Source organism: Sneathiella sedimenti (assembly GCF_017313765.1).
GTDB classification, from domain to species: domain Bacteria; phylum Pseudomonadota; class Alphaproteobacteria; order Sneathiellales; family Sneathiellaceae; genus Sneathiella; species Sneathiella sedimenti.
In genome coordinates this window covers 62,264-75,444 of sequence record NZ_JAFLNC010000006.1, presented here as the reverse complement: position 1 = coordinate 75,444, position 13,181 = coordinate 62,264, and the positions used below count along the sequence as shown (strand labels likewise).

14 protein-coding genes are annotated in these 13,181 nt (G+C 51.8%); 9 read left to right on the top strand and 5 right to left on the bottom strand.

The genetic code is table 11. From position 1 onward, the window contains the following. Nucleotides 1-83: 83 nt before the first annotated feature. Nucleotides 84-1,178: a dihydroorotase gene (gene pyrC, locus J0X12_RS16590; protein ID WP_207047561.1), complete on the top strand. Its 1,095-nt coding sequence runs from the start codon at nt 84-86 to the stop codon at nt 1,176-1,178. 33 nt (nt 1,179-1,211) lie between these two features. Here the strand turns inward: pyrC and J0X12_RS16585 are convergent, their stop codons facing one another. Next, complete coding sequence (locus J0X12_RS16585) at nt 1,212-1,475, bottom strand: usg protein (protein WP_207047560.1); 264 nt, start codon at nt 1,473-1,475, stop codon at nt 1,212-1,214. A 161-nt stretch (nt 1,476-1,636) separates the two neighbouring features. On the opposite strand from J0X12_RS16585, the gene acuI reads away from it, so the two are divergent. Continuing rightward, nucleotides 1,637-2,626 (top strand): acrylyl-CoA reductase (NADPH), encoded by a 990-nt coding sequence (acuI, locus tag J0X12_RS16580; RefSeq protein WP_207047559.1) that lies wholly within the window; start codon nt 1,637-1,639, stop codon nt 2,624-2,626. A gap of 12 nt (nt 2,627-2,638) precedes the next feature. Here acuI and cysQ read toward each other — a convergent pair whose 3' ends face one another. Then, on the bottom strand, nt 2,639-3,409 hold the full coding sequence (gene cysQ, locus J0X12_RS16575) for a 3'(2'),5'-bisphosphate nucleotidase CysQ (RefSeq protein WP_207047558.1): 771 nt from the start codon (nt 3,407-3,409) through the stop codon (nt 2,639-2,641). A 91-nt stretch (nt 3,410-3,500) separates the two neighbouring features. Beyond that, nucleotides 3,501-4,562, bottom strand: coding sequence for an acyltransferase family protein (locus J0X12_RS16570; RefSeq protein WP_207047557.1), 1,062 nt, complete (start codon nt 4,560-4,562; stop codon nt 3,501-3,503). 130 nt (nt 4,563-4,692) lie between these two features. Between J0X12_RS16570 and J0X12_RS16565 the strand changes: the two genes are divergently transcribed. Together J0X12_RS16565 and mobA are read left to right on the top strand one after the other, a co-directional pair. After that, a complete protein-coding gene (locus J0X12_RS16565; RefSeq protein ID WP_207047556.1) occupies nt 4,693-5,559 on the top strand; it encodes a formate dehydrogenase accessory sulfurtransferase FdhD in 867 nt (288 codons plus the stop codon). After that, nucleotides 5,556-6,185 (top strand): molybdenum cofactor guanylyltransferase MobA, encoded by a 630-nt coding sequence (mobA, locus tag J0X12_RS16560; RefSeq protein WP_207047555.1) that lies wholly within the window; start codon nt 5,556-5,558, stop codon nt 6,183-6,185. Before J0X12_RS16565 ends, mobA begins: the two co-directional genes overlap by 4 nt. Here the strand turns inward: mobA and J0X12_RS16555 are convergent. Together J0X12_RS16555 and J0X12_RS16550 are read right to left on the bottom strand one after the other, a co-directional pair. Further along, nucleotides 6,182-7,036, bottom strand: coding sequence for a DMT family transporter (locus J0X12_RS16555; protein WP_273543446.1), 855 nt, complete (start codon nt 7,034-7,036; stop codon nt 6,182-6,184). The two genes, mobA and J0X12_RS16555, sit on opposite strands and share 4 nt — an antisense overlap. A 171-nt stretch (nt 7,037-7,207) precedes the next feature. Beyond that, nucleotides 7,208-8,086, bottom strand: coding sequence for a LysR family transcriptional regulator (locus J0X12_RS16550; protein WP_337925165.1), 879 nt, complete (start codon nt 8,084-8,086; stop codon nt 7,208-7,210). A 131-nt stretch (nt 8,087-8,217) separates the two neighbouring features. Here J0X12_RS16550 and J0X12_RS16545 point away from each other — a divergent pair, with 131 nt between their 5' ends. The 5 genes from J0X12_RS16545 (at nt 8,218) to J0X12_RS16525 (ending at nt 13,178) form a co-directional block, all read left to right on the top strand. Beyond that, complete coding sequence (locus J0X12_RS16545; RefSeq protein WP_207047552.1) at nt 8,218-9,711, top strand: CoA-acylating methylmalonate-semialdehyde dehydrogenase; 1,494 nt, start codon at nt 8,218-8,220, stop codon at nt 9,709-9,711. A gap of 56 nt (nt 9,712-9,767) precedes the next feature. Continuing rightward, the gene (gene mmsB, locus J0X12_RS16540; protein WP_207047551.1) at nt 9,768-10,655 is read left to right on the top strand and encodes a 3-hydroxyisobutyrate dehydrogenase; all 888 of its coding nucleotides are present in this window, start codon (nt 9,768-9,770) and stop codon (nt 10,653-10,655) included. Beyond that, a complete protein-coding gene (locus J0X12_RS16535; protein WP_207047550.1) occupies nt 10,652-11,455 on the top strand; it encodes an alpha/beta fold hydrolase in 804 nt (267 codons plus the stop codon). The genes mmsB and J0X12_RS16535 overlap by 4 nt, the downstream gene beginning before the upstream one ends. A gap of 61 nt (nt 11,456-11,516) precedes the next feature. Beyond that, nucleotides 11,517-12,437 (top strand): DMT family transporter, encoded by a 921-nt coding sequence (locus J0X12_RS16530; protein WP_207047549.1) that lies wholly within the window; start codon nt 11,517-11,519, stop codon nt 12,435-12,437. Then, entirely contained in the window at nt 12,438-13,178 is a 741-nt protein-coding gene (locus tag J0X12_RS16525; RefSeq protein ID WP_207047548.1) for an enoyl-CoA hydratase/isomerase family protein, read from the top strand. Nucleotides 13,179-13,181: the final 3 nt, after the last annotated feature.

Below are 13,181 nucleotides of genomic sequence, written 5' to 3'. Positions count from 1 at the left end.
GTATGATAGGAACGCGCCCTTGGCAAGTGGCGGTATGCGTATTATGAAGAAACCGCACTCTCAAACTATTGATGGATCTGACTATGAGCCAGGCTGACACCGGACTGACACCTTCCTCACAGGCGAGCGGTCGAAACTCGATTACGCTCCGGCGGCCGGATGATTGGCATGTACACCTGCGGGATGGTGAGATGCTTAAATCGGTTGTGGAATATTCGGCCCGGCAGTTTGCGCGGGCGATTGTCATGCCTAATCTGGTGCCGCCAGTGACGACAATGGCGGCGGCGGCGAATTATCGGACGAGAATTCTCTCCGCCATACCGGATGGGATGGATTTTATGCCATTGATGACCTGTTATCTTACCGATAGCATTGACGCTGAAGAGGTTAGGCGCGGGCATGAGGCAGGAGTTTTTACGGCAGCGAAACTCTATCCCGCGAATGCGACAACGAACTCCAGCCACGGGGTGACGGATATCCGGAAAATCTATCCCGTTCTGGAGGTTATGCAGAAGATCAGCATGCCACTTCTGGTGCATGGAGAAGTGACCCATGGCGAGGTGGATATTTTTGATCGTGAAGCGGTTTTTATTGAGCAGGTCATGATTGGCATACTGAGGGACTTTCCCGAATTGAAAGTGGTGTTCGAACATATCACCACGGCCGATGCCGCCGCTTTCGTGATGGGAAGCAATGCAAATGTTGCCGCAACCATCACGCCTCATCATCTTATCTTTAACCGGAACGCCATATTTCAGGGAGGTATACGTCCTCACTATTATTGTTTGCCCATCGCAAAGCGCGAAAAGCATCGACTGGCACTTCGAAAGGCGGCGACTTCGGGCTCACCCAAGTTCTTTTTGGGAACAGATAGCGCACCTCATACAATGCAAGACAAGGAATCCGCATGTGGTTGCGCGGGCCTGTTCAATGCGCCTTATGCGCTGGAAAGTTATGCAACTGTTTTCGAAGAAGAAGGCGCGTTGGAAAAGCTGGAAGCTTTTGCGTCGGAATTCGGACCGACATTTTATGACCTGCCGTTGAACGAAGATAAGGTCACCCTGGAACCCACCACAATAACAGCGATCGAGCGCGTAGAAACACCAAATGGAGCTGTCATTCCCTTTCACGCGGGGGAAGAGCTGAGGTGGAAACTTCGCGAAGTTTGCCCTACCTGAGCAGACTCAGATTTGAACGCTCCTGTAGAGAGGTTAGTTCACCAGATATTCATTGCCGGTATAACGCAATTCGCTGGGGCTTATCAGCTTTTTGGACGCAATACGAACGGAATGCAGGGGGCCATCGAGTTCGGACTCCCAAAAATCCAGGAATTTTTTTAACGTCGGGTATTTAGGGGCCAGGTCGTATTCCTGCCAGATATATGTTTGCAGAAATTCCGGATAGTCCGGAAGATGATACAGAATCTCTGCTGTTGTTAAGACGTAGCCTTGTAAAATTTTCTCCATTTCTGACATGTTATAACTCCGATTTACTCAAGAATTAGGGGGAGCCTCTCTGCCCATAATAATAATATTAGAAGAAATACATTAACAATCAATTGCTTATATAATTTTGCCTTTTATTCCCGACCGGGTAGCGGCTATAAGGGGTAGAATAAAATAAAAGGGAAACTGAAATGAGCGACACATTTAGAGCTCTGGTCATAGAAGATCAGGATGGAAAGCAGCAGGCGGTTTTTAAGGATCTCACGGTTGGTGATCTTCCGGATGAGGACGTTCTTGTTGAAATTTCATACTCAACGCTGAACTATAAGGATGGTCTCGCTGTTTCAGGCAAGGGAATCGCTCGTCGTCTGCCGATGGTTGGCGGCATCGACCTTGCGGGCACCGTGCTCGAAAGCAAATCCGCGGACTTCAAGCCGGGCGACAAGGTAATTGTCAACGGGTATGGGCTGTCGGAACTACATTGGGGTGGGTATAGCCAGAAACAGAAACTCAAGTCCGAATGGCTGATTAAACTCCCCGACGCATTTTCCATGCAGGAAGCCATGGCCATTGGCACCGCAGGGTACACATCAATGCTTTGCGTGCTGGCGTTGGAAAAGGCCGGCGTCACAGCGGACAAGGGCGAAGTGCTGGTGACAGGTGCCGCGGGCGGCGTCGGTTCTGTCGCGATTGCCTTGCTTGCCAAGCTTGGCTATCAGGTCGTGGCGTCAAGCGGCCGAGAAGAAACCCATGCCTATTTGAAGAAGCTCGGCGCCAGGGAAGTTATCAGTCGCGAGGAAACGATGGGCAAGGGCCGCCCATTCGATAAGGAACGCTGGGCGGGCGCAGTCGATTGCGTTGGCAGCAAGATTCTGGCGGCAGTGATTGCACAGACCAACTATGGCGGAGCGGTTGCTGCTTGTGGCCTTGCGGGGGGCAATGACCTTCCGACTTCCGTGCTGCCATTTATTCTGCGGGGGGTATCTCTGCTCGGCGTTGACAGTGTCATGGCACCACGTGACAAACGCATTGAGGCTTGGTCGCGACTGGCAACCGATCTCGATAAGTCCCTGTTTGCGGACATGATCCGTGTTGAGCCGATGAGTAATCTTCCCGCTCTCGCAAATGACATCATTAAAGGTCAAATTCAGGGGCGCGTGGTCATCGACGTCAACGCTTGAGGCTAAGCGATATCAAGGACGGCCTTTGGCAATGAAATAGGGATTGTCATGGCCGTCCTTGCCATAGGCAAGGCGTACGCCGTCAAGAGTTTCGACAGTCCCTCCCGCCGCTTCGAGAATAGCCTGACCCGCACCGATGTCCCATTCCATAGTGCGACCAAAGCGAGGATATAGATCGGCCTTGCCTTCAGCTAACAGGCAGAGTTTTAAAGAAGAACCGGCGGAAATGAGCTCGGCCACCTTGAATTTCGCGATATAATCATCGGTTTCAGGAGTCCTGTGAGAGCGACTGGCAACAACGGTAAGACCTTCCGTCGGGGCTGTTCGTGCCGCAATGGCGAAGGGTTTAAGATCGCCATCCTGACGCCAGACCTTGCCGGGTCCCTCTGCAAAATAGGTAGTGTCCTTTGCGGGGATGTGAATCACGCCCATGGTCGGATGACCCTGTTCAATAAGCGCGATATTGACCGTGAATTCACCGCGTTTGTGTATGAACTCTTTCGTCCCGTCCAGGGGGTCGACGAGCCAGAAAGTGCCGCCTGATAAATCCGGCACGTCACCCGCCGCCTCGCTCTCTTCCGCCAAAACGGGAATATTGGGCGTCAGCGCTCTTAGTCCTTGAAGGATGATTTTTTCTGCCTCTACGTCCGCTTCTGTAACAGGGGATGCGTCGGTCTTGGTCTTCACGTCGAAATCCTGTTGATAAATAGTCAGGATTTTATCGCCTGCTTCCCGCGCGATTTTCGTAATGGCCTGAGTTAAGGCTGGACGGTCGAGACTCATGAATACTTCCTAAAGAGGTGATAAAAATCGATTTCAGGCAACAACATATCGATTAGAACGGATATGTCACTCCTGAAACGGGTAGGCAGTTCTATTTTGTAGCGATGACGCTACGCGAGCGTTGCTTATATTTTCGGGCAATACCGAGCGACGGCTTTTCGATGGCTGTCCAGGACAAGACAGCGCAAAAGAGCGCGAGCGGAAATGCGCAGATGATATTGAGAAACGGGTTGGTAACGCCGGAGTAGGCGACAAGCTGCTGGGTGGGAAACGCATATATATAGATGCCGTAAGAATAATCCCCAAGCCGGTTGTACTGCCTTATTCTTCCTTTGGGTAAAAAGGCGAGCAGAAAAACAATATAGGTGAGGGACAGCATAAATACCTCCCGAAAGATTATGCTGTCATAAAGAAGGCCTGTCAGGACAATAAGTGAGGCACCTATGACCCAGCTTAATCGGACTCTTTCGCGCCATACAAAGAACAAGACGCCGACCATGAATGGAAAGGCAAGCTTGGCGAGTGCCACAAGCCGGGGGATTGGTTCATAGTAAAGGGTGAGTGCGTAAGCGACGACGAAAGCAAGCCACGCGAAGAACATCAATCGAGGCGTCTTTAATAGTCCCGCTACCCCCAATAGCGTTACAAAAAAATAGCAAAGTAATTCATGGCTTAACGTCCAGAGGGGGATGTTGATCGATCCGCCGACAGGGTTTCCCTTGAATACGCCGGGTAAATTTTGTTCGAGTGAGAACAGGGTAAAATTTCGCAAGATATATTCCGGCGCCGCCAGCAATACCGCTGTGACGTCGGCGCCAGTAATTATGGGTCCCAGGACCAGGGCGGTGATCAGCAGAACGACAAGCAGCCCCGGAAAAATCCGCATAATACGCGAAAGCCAGAACCGCTTTAGGTTCGGGTCTCGGTCATAGCTCTGCGTAATGAGATACCCCGAAATCGCGAAAAATATTGAAACACAGATTATTCCAAGGTCAATTCCGTGCAGGATATCGGCAAGGGGTTGTTGCGTGATGTTTCCTGTTGATATGGGCCAGGCGTGAGAAACCAATACCCCCGCGGCCGCTAACACTCTGAGCAGGTTCAGATTATTGTCGCGCCCTTTATCAACGTCGGACAAATATACGGGTTTCATGAAGTGCTTCCCTGACCTGTAATGGAAAAAACTGCGACTAACGAAATATGACAGGTCGATCACTGCCTGCTAAACTGCTAATTTATCACGAATTTATTTACAATGAAATGTAAGGTTGTGACGGCATCATATGAAGGAATTCACGGTCACTCCAGATCCTAAAGCGCCGGGTCTGAGCGAGAGTTTAAATGGCATTGACCAGAATGGGGCGACGATCAGTCTGCCTGTCGTGGCGGAGAAGCCGCTTACTTTGTTCCTCAATAGTCAGGAAATTGTAACAATGATGACCATTGGCGATTATCCCGACTACCTCGCGCTTGGATATTTGCTGAACCAGAATATGCTGCGGGCAGATGACGAGGTAACGGGCATCGACTATGATGAGGACCTTGGGGTTGTCGTGGTCCGCACGACCAGGAAAACCGACTTCGAGGAAAAACTGAAAAAGAAAACCCAGACATCCGGCTGTGCGCAGGGCACCGCTTTCGGCGATGTTATGGAAAAATTTGAGGATATTGTTCTCGATACGGAAGCCGTACTTAAGACGTCCTGGATATACGGCCTGTCCCGTAAGATCAATCAGCAACCCTCCCTCTATCTGGAGGCAGGTGCCATTCACGGCTGTGTCTTGTGCGAGGAGGACCGTCCACTTGTATATATGGAAGATGTGGGCCGGCATAACGCCATCGACAAAATTGCCGGATATATGTGGCTGCATAGCATATCGCCACGGTCCAAAATTTTCTACACAACCGGGCGACTGACTTCCGAAATGGTAATCAAGACGGTTCAAATGCAAATCCCAATTGTCATCTCGCGTTCCGGCTTTACAGCCTGGGGTGTTGACCTTGCTCGTCAGGCCAACCTTACGTTGATCGGCCGGGCCAAGGGGAAGCGATTTGTCTGCCTTTCAGGCGCTGAGCGGCTTGTGTTCGATGCGGATCCAGCAACAGTTCCAGAGGAATCCGGCAAGCATCACCGAAAGGCGGCGCAATGACCAACGATGCACAACTATTTCCATGCGTTCTTCTGGCTGGCGGACAATCGCGGCGAATGGGCGGCGGCACCAAATTCCTGCAGAAGCTGGGCGGTAAGAGTTTGCTGACGCATATAATTGATACCCTGCGCCCGCAAGTGAGCGAGTTTGTCCTGAACATGAATGTAAAAATAGCGGATGTTGCGTCACCAGAAATCCCAATCATTCAGGACAGCGTCACCGGGTTTGCAGGCCCGCTTGCAGGTATATTGACGGGCATGGAGTACTTTCAACGGAAAGGAAGCAAGGCTACCCATATGCTGAGCGTTCCAACGGATTCGCCTTTCATTCCAGGTGATCTCGTCGAACGATTGGCGATCGAAATTCAGGGGAATACCGAGAAGATTGTTATGGCACACTCTGGGGGTCGCGTGCATCCTGTTGTCGCACTCTGGCCGCTATCGCTTGGTGCATATTTAAGGGCTGCACTTGTCGAAGAGGATCTTCGCAAAATCCTTATTTTTGCAAATCGTTATCCGCGGAGCGAAGTAATATGGGATGAGGTGGCAGGAGATCCGTTCTTTAACATCAACCGTCCGGAAGACCTTGAAGAGGCGGAAAGACGTCTGCTGCAATCATCTGCCTAGCGCGACTTGGAGGGGATATTTATCAGCGCTACACCCAGTATGGCGGTTATGACACCCAGGCCAACAATTAGGGAAAACTGTTCTCCCAGTAAAACGATACCGAGCATTACGCCAATGCCCATCCGCAAATAGCTCTGGCTTGCGGTTCCAAGGGACCCCAACGTATTGATCAGGCGAAAATAAAGCAGGAGGGCGAGGGCGGTTCCAAACGTCCCGAGGGTTACAACCGCCGCAAGCGAAGCAAGGGATGGGGAAAGCGTCCAGGGCCGGTCAATGATCAGGCTGGCGGGAATTAGGACAAGCGTTGCGGAAATCATAACCCCTGCCGCGGTGACAGTAGACGGCAGGGCGGCGAACTTTCGCCCATTAATGGCGGCATAGCCGTAAAGCATCGCACTTGCAAGAATGGCGAGTTGGGCGACGACCTGCTGCCCAAGACTTTGCAGCGCGTCCACACCGATAATCAGGATTATTCCTGCTAGCCCGATTAAAGCCCCGGCTATTTTTCGAAAAGTTACCGTCTCATGCCTGGTGATCAGCCAGGTAAGAAGAAAGACGAAAATCGGTGAAGTTGAATTTAGAACCGTGGCAAGGCCGCTCTCGACATATTGCTGGCCCCAGGCAAGGAGCACCCAGGCGCCGAAGCTGTTGAAGAAGGACTGAATCATGAAGTTTCGCCAGGTCGGAATGTCTGTCGGCAGCCGATATCCTTGTTGCCAGATCACGAGCATAAGGACCAGGGCGGCAACGGATACCCTTAGCGCCACAAGAGAGGTTGGCGGGATAGTCTCGACGCCAATGCGGATAAACAAGTAGGAGGATCCCCAAAGGCTCGCCAGCAGGACAAGCAGTAAATACTCTTTCGTTCGATTTATGCGGGGCGCGGAAATGAGCGTGACCTTTATTGTTTTTAGTTGGGTACGATCAGAAAGATAGGTTCTTTTTTCTTAATATTGCTTCGTTCCGGATCGAACTATCCCAGCATGATGCAGAGCGGCGTCGTTGGAAAGACAAAAATGTGTTCAGGTTTCGCCCATCAGCTTTTTCCGTCGTTTCTCCACGACATTACTCAGGAAATCACTGACGGCCTTAATGCGCGCAAGGTCGTGAATATCTTCGGGCGTATTTAGCCAGTAGCTTCGCTCAATGCTGATCTCGTCGGGAAGGAGGGGGATGAGTTCAGGATACTCTTCGGCGGCGAAACAATGCAGAATACTGATCCCAGCACCGGCGAGGGTCGCCTGAAACTGGAAAACTATGCTGGAACTCTTCAGGCTTACATTTGGGCTTCCGATAACATCTGTCAGGTAGAGGAGTTGCGGGTCCGGCACCAGTTCCTCGATATAGGATATAAAATTATGGTGACGCAAATCATCCAGTGTATGGATCGGTCTGTGGTGTTTAAGATAGTCTCGCGTTGCGTAAAGGCGTAGTCGATAATCCGTCAGCTTTCTGGAAATCAAACGTCCAGACTTCGGGCGGCCGAGCGTAATGGATAAGTCTGCCTCCCTCTTTGAAAGACTGACAAATCGGTCGTTGGCGACAAACTCGAGTTCTATCTTTGGATGAAGCTTTTGAAATGCCGGCAGCTCCTGTGAGAGAAACTGGCTGCCAAACCCTTCCGGAACACCGAGGCGCACCGTACCCGTGAGAGTCTGATTTTCGCCGCCCACAATATCCTGTATGGTCGCAGAGGCGCTTTCCATCTGTTCCGCAAGGGGGAGCAACCGTTCACCTGCTACTGTCAGGACAAAACCGCGCGACGTCGCCTCAAATAATTTGGCGTCGAGTTTCTCCTCCAGCGCGAGGACACGGCGCCCGACTGTGGTATGATCCACTTTAAGCGCTTTAGCCACTTCCGTAAGGCGGCCTTTACGGCTAAGCTCAAGGAAGAAACGAATGTCGTTCCAGTCGAAAATTATAAATACCTCATGTGCAAATATACACAGGGAATGTGCGTTCTTATCTAATTACTTTGCAATTTTACCTATGTAAAGTGGCATGAAATAAGAGCTCATTGGGAGAAGATCAGATGACAGAACAGTTGAAGCATTATATCGGCGGTCAGTATGTGGCCGGGAAGTCCGGACGGTTTAGCCCGGTTTACAATCCGAGCACCGGCGAGCATAAGGCGGATGTGCCGCTCGCGACGGAAGCCGAGGTAGGTGAAGCCATCGCCGACAGCCTTGCAGCATTTCCCGGATGGGCGGATACGTCCCCGATTACCCGCGCACGGGTCATGTTCAAGTTCAAGCAACTGGTCGAAGAAAATATCGAGGAACTCGCAGCGCTGCTCGCGAGTGAGCATGGCAAGGTGCATTCCGACGCCAAGGGCTCGATCATTCGCGGTCTCGAGGTTGTCGAATTTGCCTGTGGTATTCCCCATCTTCTCAAAGGCGAGTTTTCTGACAATGTCTCTTCCGGCATTGATATGTATTCCATGCGCAAGCCGCTGGGTGTTGTTGCAGGTATTACGCCCTTCAATTTTCCGGCCATGGTGCCGATGTGGATGTTTGCCGTCGCGATTGCTTGCGGCAACACCTTTGTTCTGAAGCCGTCTGAAAAAGATCCTTCCCTGCCGATGCGACTTGGGGAGTTGATGTTGCAGGCTGGCGCCCCTAAAGGGGTTCTGAATGTTGTCAACGGTGACAAGCTCGCGGTGGACACCCTTCTCGATGATCCGCGGGTTAAGGCGATAAGTTTTGTAGGTTCCACGCCAATCGCGAAATATGTCTATTCACGCGCAGCGGCGGCCGGAAAGCGAGTCCAGGCCATGGGCGGCGCAAAGAACCACATGCTGGTGATGCCGGATGCCGATATGGACAAGGCGGTTGATGCCCTGATCGGTGCGGGCTACGGTTCCGCCGGGGAGCGCTGCATGGCAATTTCCGTTGCTGTTGCCGTTGGCGATGCAGGCGATGAACTGATCGAGAAGCTGGCGCCAAAGGTGCGAGGGCTGAAAGTCGGACCGAGTGCAGCCGATGGTGATATGGGCCCACTGGTGACGAAAGAGCATCTCGAAAAGGTCAAAGGGTATGTTGACCTTGGTATTCAGGAGGGCGCCGACCTTGTCGTCGACGGTCGTGATCTTTCACTTCAGGGATATGAAAACGGATTCTATATGGGTGGCTGTCTTTTTGACAACGTCCAGACGGATATGCGCATCTACAAGGAAGAAATCTTCGGGCCGGTTTTGTCCGTGGTGCGCGCGCCGACCTTCAATGAGGCCATTGATATGGTCGATAAGCATGAGTTCGGAAATGGCACATCGATCTTTACCCGGAACGGCGATGTCGCCCGCGCCTTTTCCAACAATGTCGAAATCGGCATGGTTGGCGTGAATGTGCCGATCCCGGTTCCGCTGGCCTTCCATAGCTTTGGTGGCTGGAAAAATTCTGCCTTTGGTGACCATAACCAGCATGGACCGGAAGGCGTCCGGTTCTATACGAAGGTAAAGACCGTAACATCGCGCTGGCCGGACAGCATCAAGGCCGGTGCCGAATTCATCATGCCTACTCATAAATAAAAATGAAACAAGACGCGGGGCCTTCGGGCCTCGCGCTAATGAAACGGGGAAGTAACATGGCCAGAATAGGTTTTGTGGGTGTTGGTAACATGGGTGGGCCGATGGCCCTTAACCTCCTGAAAGCCGGTCACTCGGTAAAGGTTTTTGATCTGTCCGCAGACGCCGTTGCTACATGTGTTAAAGCGGGGGCGGAGGCAGCCGAAAGTGCATCCGCTGCTGCCAGCGGCGTTGGTATTGTGGTCAGCATGTTGCCGAAAGGTGATCATGTGCGAGCGGTCTATCTCGGGCCAGAAGGGCTTCTTGCAGCGGCGGATCAGGGAACATTATTTATCGATTGTTCCACCATTGATGTTGCAACAGCCCGGGATGTTGAAAAGGAAGCGGCGGCCGCAGGCATGATGATGGTTGACGCGCCGGTCAGTGGCGGTGTCGGCGGGGCAGCCGCGGGCACCTTGACCTTTATGGTCGGGGGCGGAAAAAGTGCCTTTGAAGCGGCAAAGCCAATCCTTGAATCCATGGGTAAGAATATTGTTCATACTGGCGGAGCAGGAAACGGGCAGGCCGCTAAAATCTGTAACAACATGATCCTTGGGATATCCATGATCGGTGTTTGTGAGGCGTTTGTCCTTGCGGAAAAACTTGGTCTGGAGCACCAGACTATGTTTGATATTGTATCGACTGCATCGGGGCAGTGCTGGTCACTTACCAGCTATTGTCCTGTTCCAGGCCCGGTCCCTGCAAGCCCTGCAAACAATGGATACAAGCCAGGATTCTCGGCAGAGAACATGCTGAAAGATCTACATCTCAGCCAGGAGGCCGCGGAAGGCTTCGGCGCGTCTACCGCGCTCGGCAAGGCCGCGATGGATCTTTATGAGAGTTATGTCTCGGGCGAGGGAAAGGCGGCAGATTTCTCTGGCATTGTCAATATGATCCGGAAGTCGTGACGGGTGCGACAGGGTTAAATTTCGCGATCATCGCGGACAAGCGCATCGAGTATCGAGTGATTGGTAAATTAGAGGCGCAACAACCGGTTCTCGTCTTTCTTCATGAAGGCCTTGGTTGCGCAGCGCGTTGGCGTGATTTTCCGGATCGCCTTTGCTACCATACTAACTGTGCCGGATTGATTTTTAGTCGGGTGGGGTATGGTGGATCGGATCCTTGCGATCTGCCGAGGCCTCTTGACTATATGGAGAGAGAAGCACGGGAATATCTTCCGCAGCTTCTCTCGCATTTCGGTATCAGAAAATTTATCCTGATTGGCCATTCAGATGGTGCGTCGATTTCGTTAATATATGCGGGACTGCCCGTTGTCACGAAACCCGTCGCCGTCATCGTAATGGCTCCTCATGTCTTTTGCGAACAAGTTTCCATTGAGGGGGCAGAGGCCGCCAAACGGGCTTATGAGGAGCAGGGATTGTTTGAAAAACTAGAAAAATTCCATGGAATAAATACAGAGTGCGCCTTTCGAGGGTGGAATGATGCCTGGCTCGATCCGGCATTCAAAAGCTGGAATATCGAAAAATTCCTTCCCAGTATCGAATGCCCCCTTTTAGCCATTCAGGGGCATCAAGATGCTTACGGCACGCTCGCCCAGATTGATGTCATCGAAGCCGCGGTGTCCGGCCCGTTTGATAAATTGATTTTGGACGAATGTGGGCATAGCCCCTGGCAAGAGCAGTCGGCGCAAGTGCTTTCACATTCTGTGGCATTTTTCTCTAAATCGATGCCCATGGAGACGCCTTAAATTTTGCCCTGGTTCGTAATTACTGCTTGCGGTTTGTAACCATTTAGTTGAGTAATTATTGATGACAATTCTTCTCTCTGACAATATGCGCGGCGCGGCTTTCATGTCCATAACGATGGCTGCCTATGTTGCCAACGACACGGTAATGAAGCTGTTGTCTGATCAGCTAAATCTCTATCAGGCGATGTTTTTACGTGGCATCTTCACCACCCTGCTAATCGGCGGGCTTTGCCTTTTTAAAGGGGTCTTGATTTACAGAATCCCAAAAGGAGACCGGCTAACTATTACGCTTCGCCTTGTGGGGGAAGTCGGCGGCACGGTCTTTTATCTGACGGCACTATTTCATATGCCAATTGCAAATGCGTCAGCAATTTTGCAGGCGCTCCCGCTCGCAGTGACGCTTGCCGGAGCCATTTTCTTATCCGAAACGGTAGGCTGGCGCCGGTATCTCGCCATTTTTGCAGGGTTTTTTGGTGTTCTGATGATAGTCAGGCCCGGGTCTGACGGGTTTAACGAATACTCAATGTTCGCGGTCATCGCTGTGTTGTTTATAGTTTTGCGAGATATTTCTACACGGCGGTTGTCTGTGGGGTTTCCGTCCTTGTTCGTGTCTCTCCTGACATCTGTTTCCGTTATGACCGTTGGAGCAGGTATGTCCCTTACGGAGGAATGGCGACCGGTTGCTTTCAGCGAAGTCGTGATGCTTGCCGTCGCGGCCTCCTTCATCATCTTCGGCTATCTTTTCAGCGTCATGGCAATGCGCGTTGGTGATATCAGTTTTTCATCGCCATTCCGCTATACGATCCTGATCTGGGCGATCATTCTTGGATATGTCGTCTTTGGCGACATTCCGGATAGTTGGACAATTATGGGCAGTCTGATTATCGTAGGAAGTGGCGTATATACCTTTTACCGGGAACGGTATGTGTATGGAAAAGGTCACAGGGATGACCACAACGATTCTTCGAAAAGGACTGCATAAATGCCGGAACTGGTTATACGAAAAGACATCGATGGCATTGCCATCCTCAGCCTCAACCGGCCAGAGGCTTTGAACGCTCTTAGTCCCTCCTTGTTTGTGGAGCTACATGATCATGTAACGGAGATCTATGGGGAAACGGAGAAAGTCGGTTGCGTTATCCTGCGCGGCGAAGGGCGATCGTTTTCGGCGGGGAATGACCTGAAAGCAATGCAGGCAGGAGAAAAAGCCCCGCACCCTTTCTTCCAGGCAGAGACGGTAGAGATGATCGAAGGGCTGCCACAGCCGGTCATCGCTGAAGTTCAGGGGCATTGCTATACGGGGGCACTGGAACTCGCGCTCGCCTGTGACCTGATGGTCTGTAGTGAAAATGCCAAATTTGCGGATACCCATGGCAAATGGGCCCTTACGCCGCTTTGGGGGATGAGCCAACGCCTGCCGCGACGCATCGGCGCGATGAACGCAAAAGAAATGATGTTTACCGGGCGGGTCGTGAGTGGCGCAGAAGCCTTTGAAATCGGGTTGGTCAATAAATGTGTACCCGATTCCGATCTCTCGGAGGCAACACTAACGATGGCGCGCGCCATAGTCGAGAACTCCTGGCACACGCTCCGTGCTGATAAAATGCTGGTAAACAAGGGGCAGGATTATGGCCTGAAAGATGGCCTCATGTTCGAACGGGAAAACAGCCCGGGCAGGGCTGCCGGGAAAGAGGAACGGCTGTCCGGTTTTAAGAAGGATTAAAGG

Excerpts from the sequence above, each read along its gene's own strand:
- pyrC (WP_207047561.1), top strand. The coding sequence starts at position 84 with ATGAGCCAGGCTGACACCGGACTGACACCTTCCTCACAGGCGAGCGGT.
- J0X12_RS16585 (WP_207047560.1), bottom strand. The coding sequence starts at position 1,475 with ATGTCAGAAATGGAGAAAATTTTACAAGGCTACGTCTTAACAACAGCA.
- acuI (WP_207047559.1), top strand. The coding sequence starts at position 1,637 with ATGAGCGACACATTTAGAGCTCTGGTCATAGAAGATCAGGATGGAAAG.
- cysQ (WP_207047558.1), bottom strand. The coding sequence starts at position 3,409 with ATGAGTCTCGACCGTCCAGCCTTAACTCAGGCCATTACGAAAATCGCG.
- J0X12_RS16570 (WP_207047557.1), bottom strand. The coding sequence starts at position 4,562 with ATGAAACCCGTATATTTGTCCGACGTTGATAAAGGGCGCGACAATAAT.
- J0X12_RS16565 (WP_207047556.1), top strand. The coding sequence starts at position 4,693 with ATGAAGGAATTCACGGTCACTCCAGATCCTAAAGCGCCGGGTCTGAGC.
- mobA (WP_207047555.1), top strand. The coding sequence starts at position 5,556 with ATGACCAACGATGCACAACTATTTCCATGCGTTCTTCTGGCTGGCGGA.
- J0X12_RS16545 (WP_207047552.1), top strand. The coding sequence starts at position 8,218 with ATGACAGAACAGTTGAAGCATTATATCGGCGGTCAGTATGTGGCCGGG.
- mmsB (WP_207047551.1), top strand. The coding sequence starts at position 9,768 with ATGGCCAGAATAGGTTTTGTGGGTGTTGGTAACATGGGTGGGCCGATG.
- J0X12_RS16530 (WP_207047549.1), top strand. The coding sequence starts at position 11,517 with ATGACAATTCTTCTCTCTGACAATATGCGCGGCGCGGCTTTCATGTCC.
- J0X12_RS16525 (WP_207047548.1), top strand. The coding sequence starts at position 12,438 with ATGCCGGAACTGGTTATACGAAAAGACATCGATGGCATTGCCATCCTC.